The organism is Kocuria cellulosilytica (genome assembly GCF_040981245.1).
GTDB lineage: Bacteria > Actinomycetota > Actinomycetes > Actinomycetales > Micrococcaceae > Kocuria > Kocuria cellulosilytica.
Map to the genome: position 1 here is coordinate 185,559 of NZ_JAVFWZ010000005.1, position 16,557 is coordinate 202,115.

The following is a 16,557-nucleotide window of genomic DNA, read 5'->3' on the forward strand; positions in this document are numbered from 1 at the left end:
CGGGAGGCCGGCTCAGCGGCGCAGCCGGGCGCGCACGGCGCGCACCGCCGGCCGCAGGTCCCGCAGGCTGAGCCCGGCCCACACCGCGAGGAACACGGCGGTCGCCCCGAGCGCCGGCAGCACCCGGAAGTCCGGGCCCAGCACCTGCAGGGCGCCCAGGACCATCGCGTAGCCGGCCACGATCCGCAGCAGCACCGTGCCCCACGCCATCCGGTCGAGGCGCCAGACCACCAGCAGCGGCAGGACCGAGCTCAGCAGCGAGCCCACGAGGTAGCCGACGGCGGAGGCCATGATGCCCAGCTCCGGGCCCAGCAGGAGCATCGTGAGCACCCCCAGCCCCAGACCGAGGCCGTTGGCGGCCGCCAGCACCTTGATCCCCCAGGGCTCGGTGCCGTTGAGCCGGGCATTCGCGGCGTTGAAGCTCGTGGCGGAGACCGCGAAGAACAGGACCACCAGGAGGGGCTCCGCCTCCTGGTACTCCCGGCCGAAGATCAGCAGCACGGGCTCGGCCCAGAGGATGCCCACCCCGAACACCGGGAGGAACACGGTGACCATGGTCCGCAGGATGACGTCCACCTGCCCCGTGAGGCCCGCCGTGTCACCGGCCGAGAACATCCGGGCCACGCTGGGGGACAGGGCCGTGAGCATCGCCCCGGAGAGCATGCTGGCGGGGGTGGCCAGCGCCACCGCGGAGGCGTAGAGGCCGACCTCGGCCTTCGTGGCGAAGCCGTCGCCGATCACCAGGGACAGCTGCATCAGGCCGGTCGCCGCGACGATGTGGGCCGACCCCCAGGCGGTGAAGACCAGGATCGCCCGGCGCCGCGCCGGGTCGAGGCGGGCCCCGGTGCGGCGGGGCCAGGACGGCAGCGCGTAGACCGTGTAGCCGGTGATCAGGGGCAGCAGCAGCGCCCAGTGCCAGCCGGCGAGCAGGACCAGCAGCAGCAGGGTGAGGGTGAGGAACGAGCTGATGGTGTCCCACGCCGTCGTCGTCACGAACTGGTTGTTGCCCGTGCGGACCCCGCGCACGAAGTTGTAGGCGGACAGGGCGAGCACCAGCAGGCCCGCCGAGACCGCGTAGCCCCAGGAGAGCTCGAGCACGAACGCGGCGTAGAGCACCGCTGAGACGGACAGCAGCGCCATCCCCGCCGCCGCGCTGGTCGCGGCGAAGGAGGCCGTGGCCGCCTGCCCCTCCGGGTCCTGGCGGCCGCGGGCCATCGCGATGAACTTCGAGGCGGCCGTGCCCGAGGCCTGGGGCCACAGCAGGACGAGGAACAGGGCCAGCGAGATCGTCAGGTTGACCTCGCCCAGGGTCTCCTGGCCCAGCAGGCGCCCCACCAGGACGCTGTAGCCGAAGCGGGACAGGCCCTGGACGAACACGGCCACCACGGTCAGCGCGAACGCCGACCCCAGGGGGTTGTCGGTGTTCGCGTGGTTGGGCGGCGGGAAGAGGATCGAGCGCAGCCGGGACATCAGGCGGCCGACCCGGGGGAGGGGCTGGTCATCGGGCCCGAGTCTACCCGCGCCCCCGGCGCCCTCCCGGGACCTCCCCGGGTGCGGCCCCGCCGATAGGCTGGTGCCATGACCGCCGCCCCCGCCCCGTCCAGCAGCCCGTCCGGCAGCCCCTCCGGCACCTCCCTGCGCACCGCTGCGTGCGCCGCGCCCGGCGACGCCTCCGGCCGCCCCGGCGCGGGGAAGGGCTGAGCCCCGTGCGCGTGCTCGTCGTCAGCACCTGGTACCCGTCGGCGGAGCGGCCCGGGGAGACGCCGTTCGTCCCCCGGCACGTGCGCGCCGCCGCCCGCCACCACGACGTCCGGGTGCTGCACGTGCGGCTGCTGCGCACCGGTCCGGCCGTCCAGGAGCAGTGGGACGGGGTGCCGGTGCTCCGGCTCCCGTTCCACCCCCTGCACCCGGCCACCGTGCTGCGGGCGTGGGCCGCGGTCCGCCGCCACCTGGCCGGCGCCGACGTCCTGCACACCATGCCCTTCTCGGCCGCGCTCGTCTGCCTTCCCTTCGCGGGACGCCGCCCGTGGGTGCACACGGAGCACTGGAACGGCGTGCTCACTCCCGAGCAGAACGGGCCCGTGTGGCGGCGCCTCGCCGGGCTCCGCCGGATCCTGCGCGTCCCGGACCGCGTCACCGGCGTGAGCACCATGATGTGCGACGTGCTGCGCCGCTTCGCGCCGGCGGAGCGGGTCGAGCGGATCGGCAACGTGGTCGACCACGCCGAGCAGGTCACGGCCCCGCCGCGGGCGCGCACCCTCGAGCTCGTCGCGGTCGGCGCCCTGCGCGCCATCAAGGACCCCCTCCTGGCGGTCGACACCGTGGCCTGGCTGTGCGACGCCGGCCACGACGTGCGCCTCACCTGGTGCGGCTCCGGCGGGCTCGAGCAGGACGTCCGGGACCGCGCGCGGGCCCGGGGGATCGGGGACCGCGTGCGGCTCCTGGGCGCCGTCGGCGCGGACGAGGTGCAGCGGCGCCTGTCCGCCGCCGACGTGTTCCTGCTGCCCAGCCGCTCGGAGACCTTCTGCGTGGCGGCGGCCGAGGCCCTCGCCGCGGGGCGGCCGGTGATCATGGGCGCCCTCGGCGGGCAGCGGGACTTCGTCCACCCGGGCAACGGACGGCTCGTGGCCGAGCGCACCCCCGAGGCCTTCGGGCGGGCCGTGCTGGACGTCGTGGCGGACCCGGACCTGCTCGGCCCGGAGGCCATGGCGGCGGAGATCCGCTCCGTCTACGGGTCCGAGCGGGTCGCCGCGGACCTGGACCTGCTCTACCGCGGAGTGGTCGCCGGGCGGCGCGGACGCCGCAGGCTTTGACCCCGTGCCCGGTCCTCGCTTAAGCTGGCCCGTGTTGTCCACCCGCGCGGTGGGCCACGGATGGAGACGTGCCAGAGCGGCCGAATGGACTTCACTGCTAATGAAGGGTCGGGGTTAAACCCGACCGGGGGTTCAAATCCCCCCGTCTCCGCGCCCGTGATGTCCCAGGACATCCGAAACACCCCGGACCTACGGTCCGGGGTGTTTCGCGTTCGAGGCGCCCGGTGCCGCCCGTCATCTGGGCCCGCGCCGGTGACCGCGGACGGGCGGCTTCCTAGACTGAGGGCCAGCGCGCCGCCGACGTCCGAGCCCAGGGGGAAGACCATGTCCGAGCAGCAGCAGCACCGCGCCGTCCCCGCCTGGCGGGCCGGGACCACGGACCGCTCCGTCCTCGAGCAGGCCGTCGACGCCGTGACGGTGCGCCGGGTCTTCGGCGAGGCCTACGAGGTGGGCGGCAGCACGGTCGTCCCCGTCGCCCGCGTCCGGGGCTGGGGCGGCGGTGGCGGCGGCTCCGGCGAGGAGAAGGACAGCTCGGGCAGCGGCTCGGGGGTGGGCTACGGCGTGCGCGCCGAGCCGGCCGGGGTCTACGTGGTCCGGGGGGACGGCGTCACGTGGCGGCCCGCCGTCCACGCGGAGCGGATCGCCCTCACGCTGGGCCTGGCGCTGTGCGGCGCGATCACGGTGGTGGGCTGGGCCGCCGTCACCCGCCGCTCCTGAGAGGATGGGGCCATGTCGTTCCTGCTCCGTGTCCTCGTCAACGCGCTCGCCATCTGGGTGGCCGCCTGGATCCTGCCCGGGATGGGCATCGCCGCGGATCCCTCCGTCGTCTCGGCCGTCGGGGGCGAGACCGCGGCGTCGGTCCTGGCCTACCTGTTCGTCGGCCTGGTCTTCGGCGTCGTGAACGCGGTCGTGCGTCCCGTGCTGAGCATCCTGTCCCTGCCGATCACGTGCCTGACGCTGGGGCTGTTCGCCATCGTGGTGAACGCGGCGATGCTGTGGCTGACGTCCTGGCTGAGCTCGTTCACGCCGCTGCGGCTCGAGCTCGACTCCTTCCTCTGGACGGCGGTGCTCGCCACCCTGATCATCGGAGTGGTCTCCCTCCTGATGGGCTGGCTCGTCCCCGAGCGCGAGAAGCGCTGACCCGCGCCGGGGCTCAGCCCCGGTGCAGCGCCGTCCACAGGAACTCGTGGGAGAGCGCGTGCAGGCGGGCCGCCTGCTTGTTGTCGCCCGCGCCCGCGTGCCCGCCCTCGGTGGCCTCGTAGAACCACACGTCCTCGTAGCCCATCCCGAGCATCCGCGCCGCCGCCTTGCGCGCCTGGACGGGCCCCACGCGGTCGTCGCTCGTGGCCGTCCAGAACAGGACGGGCGGGTAGTCCCGCCCCTCCTCCAGCAGGTGGTACGGCGAGAAGGTGCGCACGGACTCCCACTGCTCGGGGTCGTCCGGGTCGCCGTACTCCGCGATCCAGGAGTGGCCCGCCGAGAGCTTCGTGTACCGGCGCATGTCCAGCAGGGGCACCCCGCAGGAGACCGCCCCGAACAGCTCGGGGTGCCCGGTGAGCATGTTCCCCACGAGCAGCCCGCCGTTGGAGCCGCCCGAGCACGCGAGCGTCTCCCGCCTGCACACCCCGCGGGCCTGCAGGTCCGCCGCGACGGCCGCGAAGTCCTCGTACGCCCGGTGCCGGTTCCCCTGCAGGGCCGCACGGTGCCACGCCGGGCCGTACTCCCCGCCGCCGCGGATGTTGGCGAGCACGTAGACGCCGGAGCGCCCGGCGTCGTCGGTGCGGGTCAGCCAGGACCGGCCGAGGGCCCCGGAGTAGGCGGGGGTCCGGGAGACCTCGAAGCCCCCGTAGCCGGAGAGCAGCGTCGGGCTGCCCCCGTCGAGGACCGGGTCCGAGGGGCCCACCTGGAAGTAGGGCACCCGGGTGCCGTCCGCGGAGACCGCGAAGTGCTGCTCGACCGAGAGCCCGGCCGCGTCGAAGAACGCCGGCGCGGTCCGCGCAGTGCGCGGCGGCGCCTCCTCCCCGCCGCCGACGGGGAGGGTCCCGCGGGACACGGTGGTGGGGGTGAGGAAGCCCGTGGCCACGAGCCAGTAGTCGTTGCCCGCCTCCGGGTCCTCGTCGTCGACGGCGTAGGCGTCCACGCTGTGCAGCGCCGGCGCCCCGGGCAGCTCGGTCGAGGTCCACGGGCCCGGCTCGGCGACCCGCACCACCGAGGAGACGTCCTGCAGCAGGCCGAGGATCAGCCGGTCGGCCGTCCAGGACCAGGACTGGAGGGAGGTGCGCTCGTCCGGGACGAAAACGGCGGCCACGGACCGGTCCCCGGCCAGGAACGCCTCGAGCTCCGCCGCCAGCAGCGATCCGGCCGGGTGCACGGTCCCGTCCAGCTCCAGCTCCTCCTGCGGGCGCAGCAGCAGCCACTGCCGGTGCAGGTCCACCGTCACCGAGTCGGGGACGTCGACGTGCACGGGCCCGCCGTCCCGCAGCAGGTAGGTGCGGGAGGAGAAGAAGTCCACCACGTCGACGGCCACGTCCCGGACGAAGCCCGGGGTGTGGTCGCGCACGAGCACCGCCTGGACGTGGTCCTCGGCCACCTCGAACGCCTGCCGGGCCTCGGCCAGGGCCTGCCCTCGGCGCAGGACGCGGACCGTGCGGGGATAGGAGGACGTGGTCATCGACCCGGGGCCGAAGTCGGTGCCCACGTGCAGGGTGTCGGCGTCCACCCACGTCACGGACGACTTCGCCGTGGGGACGTCGAAGCCGCCGGGCACGAACCGGCGCTCCTCGAGGTCGAACTCGCGCACCCGCTTCGCGTCGCCGCCGTCGGGGGAGAGGCTCAGGAGCGCCCGCCGGTGCAGCCCGCCGGTGTACTGCGGGCGCAGCAGCCGGGCCCCGCCCCAGACCCAGTCGACGCCCTCCTCGGCGGCCAGCGCGTCGACGTCGAGCAGGACCTCCCACCGGGTGTCCTCGCTCAGCCAGGACTCCCACGTGGTGCGGCGGAAGACGCCGCGCGGGTGCTCGGCGTCGCGCCAGAAGTTGTAGTAGTGCGGCCCGTGCTTGGAGACCATGGGGATCCGCTCGGTCGAGTCCATGACCTCGAGCACGTCGGCCTCGAGGCGCCGCAGCCGCGGGCTCTCGAGCGCCGCCAGGGTGCGCGCGTTCTGCTCCGCGACCCACTCCAGGGGCGCGGCCCCCGTGATCTCCTCGAGCCACAGGTTCTCGTCGTGCGGCTGCTCGGCGGTCGGGCGGGCGGCGGTCTGCGCGGTCTCGGTCATGACCGCCATCGTAGGCGCAGGCCCGTGCCCGTGGCCCGCCGCGGGGGTCGATACCCTGAGGGTCATGAGCGCAACGGGCAGGGCAGGCAGCGAACGGCGGGTCACGGTGATCGGGGCGGGCCCCCGCGGGCTGTCGGTGGTGGAGCGGCTCACGGCGCGTGCGGCGGCCTCGGGCACCCGGGTCCGCGTCGACGTCGTGGACCCCTTCCCGCCCGGCCCGGGGCACGTGTGGCGGACGAACCAGTCCCCGCTGTACCTCATGAACACGCCCTCGGTGTACCCCACGGTGATCGCCGACGACGGCGTGCTGCCCGTGGACCCGCTCGAGCCGCTGCGGAACATGAGCTTCGAGCACTGGCGGCTCGCGGCCGTGTCCGGGGAGATCGCCGTGGACCCCGACGACGCCGCGCACCTCACCCGGATGACGCCCCAGTCCTATCCCTCCCGGCGGATGTACGGCGTGTACCTCGCCTGGGTCTTCCGCGCCCTGCAGGACGCGCTCCCGGGCTCGGTCCAGCTGACCGTGCACCGGGCCGAGGCCGTGGGCGTGCACGTGCGCGAGCACGCCCGGCACCGCTACGACGTGGAGATCAGCGGCGGGCAGAACCTGCCGGCCGACGCCGTGGTGCTCGCCCTCGGCCACCTCGACGCCGATCTGCGCCCGGACCAGCAGGAGCTGGTGGACGGCGCCGCGGAGTCCGGGCTGACCTACTGGCCGCCGGCCGTGCCCGCCGACGTGCACTGGGAGGACCTGCCGGCCGGGGAGACGGTCCTGGTGCGCGGGATGGGGCTGAACTTCTGCGACGTCCTGGCCCAGGTGACCGAGGGCCGCGGCGGGATCTACACCCAGGAGGGGGAGCGCTACGTCTACCACCCGTCCGGGCGGGAGCCCGTGATCGTGGCCGGCTCCCGGCGCGGCGCCCCGTACCGCTCCAAGGCGGTGCTCGAGGGCTACTACGCGTCCTCCCTGGTCACCCGGTTCTTCACCCTCGACGCCGTGCGGGCGCTCGCGGCGCGCGCGGAGGGACCGCTGTCCTTCGAGACGGACCTCTATCCGCTGATCCGCAAGGACGCGCAGTGGAACTACTACACCGTCCTGGCGCGGACCGCCCCGGACGCCTTCGAGACCGACCCGGGGCAGTTCCTGGCGCGCTTCGACGCCGTGCTCGGCACGGGGGACGACCACCCCGAGGGGCCGTGGACGTCCCGGGCCGAGCGGCTCATCGCGTCCGCCGTGGTCCCGGGCCGGCAGCTCAACGCCATCCGGCTCGCCCGCCCCTTCGAGGGGCTCAGCTTCGCCTCCCACGACGAGTACGCGGCGGCCGTGGTGCACCACCTGGACCGGGACGTGCACGGTGCCCTGGCCGGTGAGGACGACCCGCTGCAGATGGCGGTCGCCTCGCTCAACGCCGCCCGCACCGTGCTCAAGGCCGTGCTCGCGGACATCGGGATCGGCGACGCCTCCTGGACCGACGAGCTGCGGCGCGCGTTCGAGCCGTTCGTGGAGGGCCTCGCCTCCGGGCCGCCGGTGCTGCGGACCCAGCAGCTGGCGGCGCTGGCGCGGGCCGGCGTGGTGCGCTTCCTCGGCCCGGACCCGCAGTTCCGGGTGGACGAGGAGGAGGGCCGGTTCGTGGCGAGCTCCCCCTGGGTCAAGGACGAGCCCTTCCGCGCCGAGCATCTCGTGGAGGCCATGTCCCCGCCCAACGACGTCCGGCGCAACATCTCCCCGCTGCTGTCCGCGATGCACCGGGAGGGCCTGGTGCGGGTCCGGGCGATGGAGACCCGGGACGGCGTGGCCACCGTGCCGGGCACCGGACTGGACGTCACCCGCCCTCCGCACCGGGCCGTGCGCGTCGACGGCGGCGTGGAGCCCGGCGTGCTGGTGCTCGGCCTGCAGCTCTCGGCGGTCCAGTGGGGCGTGGCGATCGCCGCGGAGGCCGGCGCGTCCGCGGAACTGGGCGCCCGGACCCTCGCGGACGCCGACCGCATCGCCGAGGCGGTGCTGGACGCGCACCCCGCCGCGGCCTGATCCGCGGTCCCGGGCCGGGACGCGCGAAGGCCCCCGCCGGCGGGTGCGGCGGGGGCCTCGTGCGGGGCGGAAGGTAAGGGATTTGAACCCTTGGTACGGGGTCACCGCACACCGGTTTTCAAGACCGGCTCCTTAGGCCGCTCGGACAACCTTCCCCGTGCCCGGCCGGCCCCGGGTGGGGGGGCGGCGGAGCGCGCAGCCCATTCTTCCACGGCGCCCGGAACGCCGCCAAAGCCCGGGTAGGGTGAGCGCGTGGACGCACCCGAGAGCCCCGCCCGCGGGACGACGACGATCGTGTGGTTCCGGGACGATCTGCGCGTCACGGACCACCCCGCCCTCGACGCCGCGTGCCGGCGGGGCTCGGTGCTGGCCCTCTACGTCCTGGACGAGGAGTCCGAGGGGGTCCGGCCCCTCGGCGCGGCCACGAGGTGGTGGCTGGACGGGTCGCTGCGGTCCCTGCGGGAGTCCCTCCGCGCGCTGGGCATCCCCCTCGTGCTGCGCCGCGGCCCGGCGGAGCACGTGCTCCCCGAGGTCCTCGGGCGCACGGGAGCCGGCGGGATCACCTGGAACCGCCGCTACGGCGGGCCCGAGCTCGCCGTGGACGCCGGGGTCAAGCAGTGGTGCGCCGAGCACGGGGTGGAGGCGCACTCGTTCCAGGCCGCGCTGCTGCACGAGCCGTGGACCCTGCGCACCGGGGCCGGGGGCCCGTACAAGGTGTTCACCCCGTTCTGGAAGGCCCTCCGGACCCTGGAGATCCGGCAGCCGCTGCCCGCCCCCGGCGCGGGCCGGGGCGCGGCCGCGGAGGCCGCGTCCGCCGCCGGCGCCGAGGACCAGGACGACTGGGGCCTGCAGCCGTCCGCCGAGCGCGCGGCCGGACTGGACGCGGCGTGGACCCCCGGGGAGGCCACCGCGTGGGAGCGGCTGGACGACTTCCTGGACCGTGTCGAGGACTACGCCGAGGGCCACGACCGGCCCGACCGGGACGGCACGAGCCGGCTCTCCCCGCACCTGCGGTGGGGCGAGATCAGCCCCTTCGCGGTGTGGGACGCGGCCATCCGGCACCGCGCCGAGCAGGGGAGCAGCCCGGGACTGGAGCGGTTCCTGGCCGAGCTGGGCTGGCGGGAGTTCAACTGGCACCTGCTCCACCAGGTGCCGGACCTGCACGTGCGCCACGTCCGCCCGGCCTTCGACGCGTTCCCGTGGCGGGACCCGGCGGAGGCCGCCGCCGACGTCCGGGCCTGGCAGGAGGGGCGCACCGGCCTCCCGCTCGTGGACGCGGGCATGCGGCAGCTGCGGGCCACGGGCTGGATGCACAACCGGGTCCGGATGGTCGCCGGCTCCCTGCTCACCAAGAACCTGCTGGTCGACTGGCGGGCCGGGGAGCAGTGGTTCTGGGAGACGCTCGTGGACGCCGAGCCCGCGTGCGGGCCGGGGAACTGGCAGTGGGTCGCCGGCTCCGGCGCGGACGCGAGCCCGTTCTTCCGCATCTTCAACCCGCTGACCCAGGGCCGGAAGTTCGACCCCGAGGCCCGCTACATCCGCCGCTGGATCCCCGAGCTGGCCGGCGACGAGGGCGTGGACCCGCACGAGCCCGGCCTGCTCGGCCCCGCGGTGGGCTACCCCGCGCCGGTCGTGGACCTGCCGGCCAGTCGCGGCCGGGCCCTGGACGCCTACGCCTCGATCCGCTGAGCACCTCGATCCGCTGGGCACTTCGATCGGCTGAGCTCTGGATCCGCCGAGCACCGCGGGCCGCTGTTCGCCACGGGCCGACGCCGGGTGACCGGGTCCCCGCCCCGGGCCACAATGGGAGCGCACGTCGCCCCCGACCGGAAGGCCCCACCATGCGCGCAGTGCTCGAGACCACCCCCGGCGGACCGGAGGTCCTCGCCGTCGCCGAGGTCCCCGCCCCGGAGCTCACGCCCGGCGGCGTGCGGATCCGGGTCCGCGCCGCCGGGATCAACCGGGCCGACGTCATGCAGCGGCAGGGCAGGTACCCGGTCCCGCCCGGCGCCTCGGACGTCTTCGGCCTCGAGGTCTCGGGCACGGTGCAGGAGCTCGGTCCCGCGGTGCCGGCCGGGGCCGGCCTCTCGCCCGGGGACGAGGTCGTGGCCCTGCTGGACTCCGGCGGCTACGCCGAGGAGGTCGTGGTCCCGGCCGGTCAGGTCCTGCCCGCGCCCGCCGGGGTGGACCTGGTGGCCGCCGCCGGGCTGCCGGAGGTGTGCGCCACGGTGTTCTCCAACGTCTTCATGGCCGCCGCCGCCCGCGAGGGCGAGACGATCCTGGTGCACGGGGGCACGGGCGGCATCGGCACGAACGCCGTCCAGATGTGCCGGGCGCTCGGGCTGCGGGTGCTGACCACGGTCGGCGGCCCGGAGAAGGCCGAGGCTGCACGGCGGCTCGGCGCGGAGACGATCGACTACCGGCAGGAGGACTTCGTCGAGCGCGTGCGGGAGCTCACGGACGGACGCGGCGCCGACATCGTGCTCGACGTCGTGGGCGGGTCCTACCTCGGGCGCAACCTGGACGCGCTGGCCACCAGCGGGCGGATCGCGGTCATCGCCACCCAGGGCGGGCGGAAGGGGGAGCTGGACCTCGGCAAGCTCATGGCCAAGCGTGCCGCCGTGATCGGCACCACGCTGCGCCCACGGCCCGTCGCGGAGAAGACCCGGATCATGGCCGCCGTGCACGAGCACGTGTGGCCGCACGTCGAGTCCGGGGCCGTCCGCCCGGTCGTCGACCGCACCTTCCCCCTGGACGAGGTCGCGCGGGCCCACGAGTACTTCGACTCCGGCACGCACATCGGCAAGGTCCTGCTCGTGCCGTGAGCGCACCGGCCCGGCCCCGCGCCGGCCCGCCGTCGCGGCGCCCCGTCCTCGCCGCGTGCGCGCTGGAGGCGGGCCGCCGCGCCGTAGGATGGACCGTCCCCTCCTGAAAGGACCGCCCGTGGCATTCCTGCGCGACTACCGCGCCGCTCGCCGTGACGAGGCCGAGCTCGGGCTGGGCGTGTGGCGCCGCGCCCACGACCGGTTCCGCCGGGGCCTGGACCGCTTTCACCAGATCCTCGAGAGCCTCCCCGACAAGTCGCTCGCGCAGTCCGTGGTGCCCACCGCCAACGCGCTCGCCGATCTGCTGCCGGAGGTGCGGGCCGTGTGCGCCGCGGCGCAGCGCACGGCGCCGAGCCGCAGCTACGACATCCCGGCCTCCCCGGGCGGCTACCTCAACGACGTCCACCGTGAGCTCTCCCGGGCCGGCAACGCGATGGCCCAGGCCGCGGAGGCCCTCACCATGGCCCGGTTCATGCGCGCCGACGACGAGAGCGCGGCCCACCGGCTGGACGCGGTCGTCCGCCGGGCCGAGGCGGTGCGGGAGCACGTGGAGCGCGCCGGGGAGCTGCTGCAGCGCGGCTGAGCCCATCCCCGCCCGCGGCAGGGTGGACCCGACAGCCTGCTGATGGTTTGATGGGCGGCATGAACGCTTCCGGTTTCGACTACCGCGCGGCCGACGACGAGTTCGACGCCCGCTGGTCCCGCTCGCCCCTCGGCCGTCCCGGCCGCGGGGGCCCCGGCCGCTTCGGACCCGGCTACGACCTGCCCGGCCGCCGGGGCGGGACGTCCGGGCACCGCTCCGGCTTCCGGATGCTGCCCTTCCCCGGCTGGTCCACCCGGACCCGCCGCGGCACGAACGTCACGGTGGGCGGGTGCTGCCTGCCGATCCCGATCGGGTGCCTGACCACCACGGTCCTGGCGGGCGCGGCGGCCGTCGTCGTGGGCCGCACCGTCCGCGACTGAGCGGCCCGGCGGCTCACGCGGCCGCCGGCTCCGCCCCGACGAGCGCCACCGGCACGGGGGCGCCGTGCTCGGCCGGGGCCGGCAGGTCCTCCTCGGCCTCCACGGGCGGGCCGAGACGCCAGCCGACGGCCTCGAGGTCCAGGGCGAGACGCATCTGGCCGGTCACGGGGCCCTCGTCGCAGTAGCGGCCGAAGGAGCGGTGGACGTCCTCGAGCGCCTGCCGCCGGATCAGGGCCGCGGCGCCGCCGACGGCGGTGGGCCGGGCGGAGACGGCTCCCACGTTGCGGTCCTGGAGGGCCGCCAGGGCACGGGCCAGGAAGCCCGGTGGCAGCCGGACCCCCGGCTCGAGGACCAGCACCAGGTCGTCCGCGTCCATCCGGACGGTGGCCAGGGCCTGGTTCAGCGCCCCGGCCCGGCGGTGGCGGTTGTCCACGGTGAGCAGGACCTCGGCGCCGGCGTCCAGCGCGACCTCGACGGTGGCGTCGGTGGAGTCGTCCGACATCACGAGGATGCGCTCCGGCGGACGGGTCTGGCGGTGGAGGGAGGTGACCGCGTGCTGGACGCGCGCCGCCTCGTCGTGGGCGGGAATGATCGCGGCGATCATGACGACTTCTCCCGGTGTGCTCGGGGTGCGGTCCGCCGCCGGCGTCCCCCCGCGGCGAGGCGCCGGACCGGTCCCTGAACGATTGCTTGCGGTGACAACGTGAGCCCCCTGACGTGTTGTCCTGAGTCGAAGTCTAGGCACCGGGACCGACAGATTGCATCCGCAAATCAGGGGACGTCCGGCCTGGCGGGACCGCAGATCGGGGGTGCCGCGGGGCGCTACGCCTCGGCCGGGCCGCACTCCCGGCACAGCTTCCAGACGTTCGTGTCCCCGTGCCGCTCGAACACCACGCGGCTGACCAGTGCCTGGATCAGCGCGAGCCCGCGGCCGGACTCGTGGTGCTCGTGCGCCATGGGCCCGGTGAGGTCCACCTGGGCCGGGGCGGCGCCGATCTCGTAGATCCGTGCCTCCAGCCGCTGCGGGTCCGCGGCCAGCTCCACCGCGAGCTCGATCGGCTCCTCCGCCGCGGGCACCGCGTGGACCACCACGTTGCCGGCCGCCTCCACGACCGCGAGGGTGAAGGCCATCCGGTCGGCCTCGGGCACGAACCCGGCCTCGTCCCACAGCGCGTCCAGGTCGTCGTGCAGGGCGTCCACCGTCCCGGCCTCGGCCGGGCCCCGGCGCGAGCGGCGGGAACCGGCCTCAGTCATCGGCGAAGGCCGCGTCGGCGGTGTCGTATGGGGTCAGGACGCGGTGCATGCTGGTGAGCTCGAGGACCATGCGCACCTGGGGGCGGACGTTGGCGATCCGCAGGTCCCCGCCGGCCTGGCGGGCCAGCTTGAGGCACCCGATGAGCGCGCCCAGGCCGGAGGAGTCCATGAACTCGGTGCCGCCGAGGTCGACCACCACGTGGTTGCTGCCCTCGTCGACGACCTTCGTCACGACCTCCCGGAGCTTGGGCGCTCCCACCATGTTGAGCCGTCCGGTCCCCGTGATGTGGGCGAACCTCGGCTTCTGCTCAACCGTGAACTGCATCGGCACTCCTCTCCTCGGGCTCGAAGCCCGGATATCTCGCGGCGGAGACGAGCACGCTCAGCACCGCCAGGTCGAAGGCGACCCAGGCCACGTTGACCAGGGTTCCCACGGGTTCGTTCAGCCCGGTCACCAGGCGGACGGTGCCCACCACGAGCGCCGCCGCCAGCAGCCCCATCACCACCAGCTGGGGCCGGACCAGGTGCCAGGCGGGACCGGCGTCCTGCCGCACCTTGGGCGTGACCGCGAAGCCGAGGGGCCGGCCGAACCACACGTTGCGCGCGGCCGTGGTGCACGCCCTGATCCAGACGGGGAACAGCGCCAGGCTGTACTGCTGGCCCCGCCACGTGGGGATGCCGCGGCCCACCACCAGGAACAGCAGCTGGTTCACCACCATGAACGGGATGAAGCGGACGAAGAAGTCCCAGCTGAGGCTCGTGACCGGCAGGATGCCCAGCACCAGGTACACGATGGGGGCGGCGAAGTAGACGACGGCGGCGAAACCGCTGAGGTAGCTCCACATCGTGGCGAAGTACATGAGCCGCTGCCCCCAGCCGAGCCGGCGCTGCAGCAGCGGGTTCTCCCGGAGCAGGACCTGCACCGTGCCCTGCGCCCAGCGCAGGCGCTGGGTGAGCATGGTCCCGAGGTCCTCGGGGGCCAGGCCGTGGGCGAGGACCTCGTGGTGGTAGACGCTGCGCCAGCCCAGTCCGTGCAGGCGCATCGCGGTGGCCATGTCCTCGGTGACCGAGATCGTCGCCAGCGGCATCACCGGCTGGGCCTCGCCGGGCCGGTCCACGGAGACCGCCTCGAGCACCTCCCGGACCGGCTCCACGGCGGCCAGCGGGGAGAGGTCGCGGCGGGACATCCGCTCCACGGCGGCGGCGAGCTCGTCCGGCCACACCATGCCGTCCTCCGGGGGCAGCTCCAGGGCGGCGATCGAGGCGAGGTCGGCCTCGATCTGGGCGAAGTCCCGGGTGACCGTCCGCCGGGCCGCGGCGTCCACCTCCCGCTGCAGCCGGTAGGTCAGCTCGGTCAGGGGGGCCCCGGCCTTCAGCTCGGCGCGGGCCCGCTCGATGGCGGCCTCGACGTCGTCGAGCATGCCGGCGACGACGGGGTTCGCGGCCTCCGGGGACCGCCGCGCCTTCCGCAGCGCGGCCCGCGTGCGGGCGAGCGCGTTCCGGACGTCCTGCTCGACCTCGCGGACGTAGCCCGCGAGCCCGAGCTGCATGAGCGCCTCCCGGCGCAGGATCGCATTGGAGCCGCAGAAGAAGGCGGCGTTCCAGCCGTCCTTGCCCTGCTGGATGGGGCCGTAGAACAGGGGGGCCTGGCTGCCGAGCGGGTCGTGCCGGGGCACGTTGACGAACCACTGGGGCGTTTGCACCAGCGCCACCCTGCGGTCGTTGAACCAGCCCAGGGTGCGGTCCAGGATCTCCGGGTCCGGGACCTGGTCGGCGTCGAGGATCAGCAGGAACTCGCCCTGGGTGGTCATCAGGGCGTTGTTGAGGTTGCCGGCCTTGGCGTGGCGCGGCCGGTCGGCCCAGTCCTCGCTGCGCGTCAGGTAGCCCAGCCCGTGCTCGGCGGCCAGCGCCGCCAGCTCGGGGCGGGCGCCGTCGTCGAGGATCCACGTGCTGTGCGGGTGCCGGACGGCCTGGGCCGCCAGGGCGGTGCCCATCACGAGGTCGAGGGGCTCGTCGTAGGTGGTGATGAAGACGTCGACCGTGGCGCCCGCGGGCGGGGCGCCGGCCTCGCCCCGGCGCCGGAGCCGCCACACGGTGAGCCCGAAGAGCGAGACGTCGATCAGGCTGTACGTCTCGGCGAGCACGAGGGGCACGGCGATCCACCACGCGGCCCAGTTCAGCGACTCGAGCCAGCGCCAGGCGATGTAGTTGACGCCGAGCAGGAGGGTCAGGACGACCAGCAGCCGGACGAGGAAGCGGTTCACGGGGCGGTCCGGCGCCGGACCACCACGGCGGTGACGTCGTCGGAGCGGGACTCCCCGGCGGCCAGGTCGAGGACCGCCGAGCAGACCGCCTGGGCGTCCTCGTGGCGGGCGGCCACGTCCGCGACCGCCCGCACGGCGTCGTCGACGTCCTCGTAGGCGTCGAGGAGGCCGTCGCTGACGACGACGAGCGCGTCGCCGGGCGCGAGCACGATCCGGCCGGGCACCCACTGCGTCCCGGGCACGGCCCCCACCGGCGGGCCTCCCGGGCGCAGCCGGTCGGTCCCGTCCGCGCGCACGTGCAGTCCCAGCCCGTGGCCCGCGTCGACGTAGGCCACGGTCCCGTCGGCCGTGTCCAGGCGGGCGTGGAAGAGCGTGACGAAGGAGTTGGAGTGGGCGAGGTCCTGCTCGAGGTGCCGGCACGTGTCGCGGAAGGCCTGCGCCATGTCCGGCTGCCCGGCCGCGGAGCGCAGCACGGCCCGCACCGTGGCGGCGATGAGCGCGGCGCCCATGCCCTTGCCCATGGCGTCGGCCAGGGAGACCTGCAGCCCGCCCTCGGTCGTGTACCAGTCGAAGAAGTCCCCGCCCACGCTGCGGGAGGGCCGGCACGCGCCGGCCACGTCGTAGCCGGGCACGGACGGCGCGGCGGCGGGCAGCAGGCTGCGCTGGACCTCGGCCGCGCGGCGCAGCTCCTCGGCGTCGGCCTGCTCCGCCCGGGCGCGCGGCCGGCGGAACATCGCCTCGATCCGGGCCTGGAGCTCCCGCGGGCTGAACGGCTTGCTGATGTAGTCGTCCGCCCCGAGCTCGAGGCCCTCCAGCCGGTCGATCTCGCCCGGGCGGGCCGTGACCATGAGCAGGTAGGCGTCGGAGAACTGCCGGACCCGCCGGCAGACCTCCAGCCCGTCGAGGTCCGGGAGGTTGAGGTCCAGGGTGATGAGGTCGGCGCCGTCGCGGCGCACGGCCTCGAGTCCCTCGAGGCCGGTCGCGGCGGTCGTCACGGCGAAGCCGCGCATGCCGATGGTCTGGGCGAGGAGGTGGCGGATGTCGTCGTGGTCTTCGATCACGACGGCACGGCGACCCTGGGGGGAGGGGGTCATGGACTCATTAAGCCGCTATTCTTTGCAATTGTCATCCCGAGCCC

At 74.9% G+C, this 16,557-nt stretch carries 16 protein-coding genes and 2 tRNA genes; 10 read left to right on the forward strand and 8 right to left on the reverse strand.

What is annotated here, in order from left to right:
* Nucleotides 1-12 precede the first annotated feature (12 nt).
* On the reverse strand, nt 13-1,470 hold the full coding sequence (locus RCG67_RS10075; protein WP_368825992.1) for a lipopolysaccharide biosynthesis protein: 1,458 nt from the start codon (nt 1,468-1,470) through the stop codon (nt 13-15).
* A gap of 108 nt (nt 1,471-1,578) precedes the next feature.
* Between RCG67_RS10075 and RCG67_RS10080 the strand changes: the two genes are divergently transcribed.
* The 5 genes from RCG67_RS10080 to RCG67_RS10100 all read left to right on the forward strand — a co-directional run bounded on the left by RCG67_RS10080 (nt 1,579) and on the right by RCG67_RS10100 (nt 3,953).
* A complete protein-coding gene (locus RCG67_RS10080; RefSeq protein WP_368825993.1) occupies nt 1,579-1,701 on the forward strand; it encodes a hypothetical protein in 123 nt (40 codons plus the stop codon).
* Nucleotides 1,702-1,706: 5 nt separating this feature from the next.
* A complete protein-coding gene (locus tag RCG67_RS10085; protein ID WP_368825994.1) occupies nt 1,707-2,813 on the forward strand; it encodes a glycosyltransferase in 1,107 nt (368 codons plus the stop codon).
* 62 nt (nt 2,814-2,875) lie between these two features.
* Nucleotides 2,876-2,964 (forward strand) — tRNA-Ser (locus tag RCG67_RS10090).
* A 173-nt stretch (nt 2,965-3,137) separates the two neighbouring features.
* Nucleotides 3,138-3,530, forward strand: a complete 393-nt coding sequence (locus tag RCG67_RS10095) for a spore germination protein GerW family protein (RefSeq protein ID WP_368825995.1) — start codon at nt 3,138-3,140, stop codon at nt 3,528-3,530.
* A 12-nt stretch (nt 3,531-3,542) separates the two neighbouring features.
* Entirely contained in the window at nt 3,543-3,953 is a 411-nt protein-coding gene (locus tag RCG67_RS10100) for a phage holin family protein (RefSeq protein ID WP_058875318.1), read from the forward strand.
* A 13-nt stretch (nt 3,954-3,966) separates the two neighbouring features.
* On the opposite strand, the gene RCG67_RS10105 is transcribed toward RCG67_RS10100, so the two are convergent.
* Nucleotides 3,967-6,084, reverse strand: coding sequence for a prolyl oligopeptidase family serine peptidase (locus tag RCG67_RS10105; protein WP_368825996.1), 2,118 nt, complete (start codon nt 6,082-6,084; stop codon nt 3,967-3,969).
* Nucleotides 6,085-6,148: 64 nt separating this feature from the next.
* Here RCG67_RS10105 and RCG67_RS10110 point away from each other — a divergent pair, with 64 nt between their 5' ends.
* A complete protein-coding gene (locus RCG67_RS10110; RefSeq protein ID WP_368825997.1) occupies nt 6,149-8,113 on the forward strand; it encodes an FAD/NAD(P)-binding protein in 1,965 nt (654 codons plus the stop codon).
* A gap of 67 nt (nt 8,114-8,180) precedes the next feature.
* On the opposite strand, the gene RCG67_RS10115 is transcribed toward RCG67_RS10110, so the two are convergent.
* Nucleotides 8,181-8,268, reverse strand: a tRNA-Ser gene (locus RCG67_RS10115).
* A 97-nt stretch (nt 8,269-8,365) separates the two neighbouring features.
* Between RCG67_RS10115 and RCG67_RS10120 the strand changes: the two genes are divergently transcribed.
* From RCG67_RS10120 to RCG67_RS10135, 4 genes are all read left to right on the forward strand, one after another.
* Entirely contained in the window at nt 8,366-9,802 is a 1,437-nt protein-coding gene (locus RCG67_RS10120) for a cryptochrome/photolyase family protein (RefSeq protein ID WP_368825998.1), read from the forward strand.
* Nucleotides 9,803-9,954: 152 nt separating this feature from the next.
* Nucleotides 9,955-10,938: an NAD(P)H-quinone oxidoreductase gene (locus RCG67_RS10125; RefSeq protein WP_368825999.1), complete on the forward strand. Its 984-nt coding sequence runs from the start codon at nt 9,955-9,957 to the stop codon at nt 10,936-10,938.
* Nucleotides 10,939-11,056: 118 nt separating this feature from the next.
* A complete protein-coding gene (locus RCG67_RS10130) occupies nt 11,057-11,521 on the forward strand; it encodes a hypothetical protein (protein ID WP_368826000.1) in 465 nt (154 codons plus the stop codon).
* A 59-nt stretch (nt 11,522-11,580) separates the two neighbouring features.
* The gene (locus RCG67_RS10135) at nt 11,581-11,901 is read left to right on the forward strand and encodes a hypothetical protein (protein WP_368826001.1); all 321 of its coding nucleotides are present in this window, start codon (nt 11,581-11,583) and stop codon (nt 11,899-11,901) included.
* 13 nt (nt 11,902-11,914) lie between these two features.
* On the opposite strand, the gene RCG67_RS10140 is transcribed toward RCG67_RS10135, so the two are convergent.
* The 5 genes from RCG67_RS10140 to RCG67_RS10160 form a co-directional block, all read right to left on the reverse strand.
* The gene (locus tag RCG67_RS10140; protein WP_368826002.1) at nt 11,915-12,505 is read right to left on the reverse strand and encodes a glycosyltransferase family 2 protein; all 591 of its coding nucleotides are present in this window, start codon (nt 12,503-12,505) and stop codon (nt 11,915-11,917) included.
* Between the two features lie 218 nt (nt 12,506-12,723).
* Nucleotides 12,724-13,155: an ATP-binding protein gene (locus RCG67_RS10145; RefSeq protein ID WP_368826003.1), complete on the reverse strand. Its 432-nt coding sequence runs from the start codon at nt 13,153-13,155 to the stop codon at nt 12,724-12,726.
* Nucleotides 13,148-13,480: an STAS domain-containing protein gene (locus RCG67_RS10150; RefSeq protein WP_058875326.1), complete on the reverse strand. Its 333-nt coding sequence runs from the start codon at nt 13,478-13,480 to the stop codon at nt 13,148-13,150. The genes RCG67_RS10145 and RCG67_RS10150 overlap by 8 nt, the downstream gene beginning before the upstream one ends.
* Nucleotides 13,464-15,419, reverse strand: coding sequence for a glycosyltransferase family 2 protein (locus RCG67_RS10155; protein WP_368826004.1), 1,956 nt, complete (start codon nt 15,417-15,419; stop codon nt 13,464-13,466). Before RCG67_RS10155 ends, RCG67_RS10150 begins: the two co-directional genes overlap by 17 nt.
* Nucleotides 15,416-16,513, reverse strand: coding sequence for a PP2C family protein-serine/threonine phosphatase (locus tag RCG67_RS10160; protein WP_368826005.1), 1,098 nt, complete (start codon nt 16,511-16,513; stop codon nt 15,416-15,418). Before RCG67_RS10160 ends, RCG67_RS10155 begins: the two co-directional genes overlap by 4 nt.
* Between the last annotated feature and the right edge of the window lie 44 nt (nt 16,514-16,557).

Coding starts and splice junctions, on each gene's coding strand:
- RCG67_RS10075 (WP_368825992.1), bottom strand. CDS start 1,470: ATGTCCCGGCTGCGCTCGATCCTCTTCCCGCCGCCCAACCACGCGAAC.
- RCG67_RS10080 (WP_368825993.1), top strand. CDS start 1,579: ATGACCGCCGCCCCCGCCCCGTCCAGCAGCCCGTCCGGCAGCCCCTCC.
- RCG67_RS10095 (WP_368825995.1), top strand. CDS start 3,138: ATGTCCGAGCAGCAGCAGCACCGCGCCGTCCCCGCCTGGCGGGCCGGG.
- RCG67_RS10100 (WP_058875318.1), top strand. CDS start 3,543: ATGTCGTTCCTGCTCCGTGTCCTCGTCAACGCGCTCGCCATCTGGGTG.
- RCG67_RS10105 (WP_368825996.1), bottom strand. CDS start 6,084: ATGACCGAGACCGCGCAGACCGCCGCCCGCCCGACCGCCGAGCAGCCG.
- RCG67_RS10110 (WP_368825997.1), top strand. CDS start 6,149: ATGAGCGCAACGGGCAGGGCAGGCAGCGAACGGCGGGTCACGGTGATC.
- RCG67_RS10125 (WP_368825999.1), top strand. CDS start 9,955: ATGCGCGCAGTGCTCGAGACCACCCCCGGCGGACCGGAGGTCCTCGCC.
- RCG67_RS10135 (WP_368826001.1), top strand. CDS start 11,581: ATGAACGCTTCCGGTTTCGACTACCGCGCGGCCGACGACGAGTTCGAC.
- RCG67_RS10140 (WP_368826002.1), bottom strand. CDS start 12,505: ATGATCGCCGCGATCATTCCCGCCCACGACGAGGCGGCGCGCGTCCAG.
- RCG67_RS10145 (WP_368826003.1), bottom strand. CDS start 13,155: ATGACTGAGGCCGGTTCCCGCCGCTCGCGCCGGGGCCCGGCCGAGGCC.
- RCG67_RS10150 (WP_058875326.1), bottom strand. CDS start 13,480: ATGCAGTTCACGGTTGAGCAGAAGCCGAGGTTCGCCCACATCACGGGG.
- RCG67_RS10160 (WP_368826005.1), bottom strand. CDS start 16,513: ATGACCCCCTCCCCCCAGGGTCGCCGTGCCGTCGTGATCGAAGACCAC.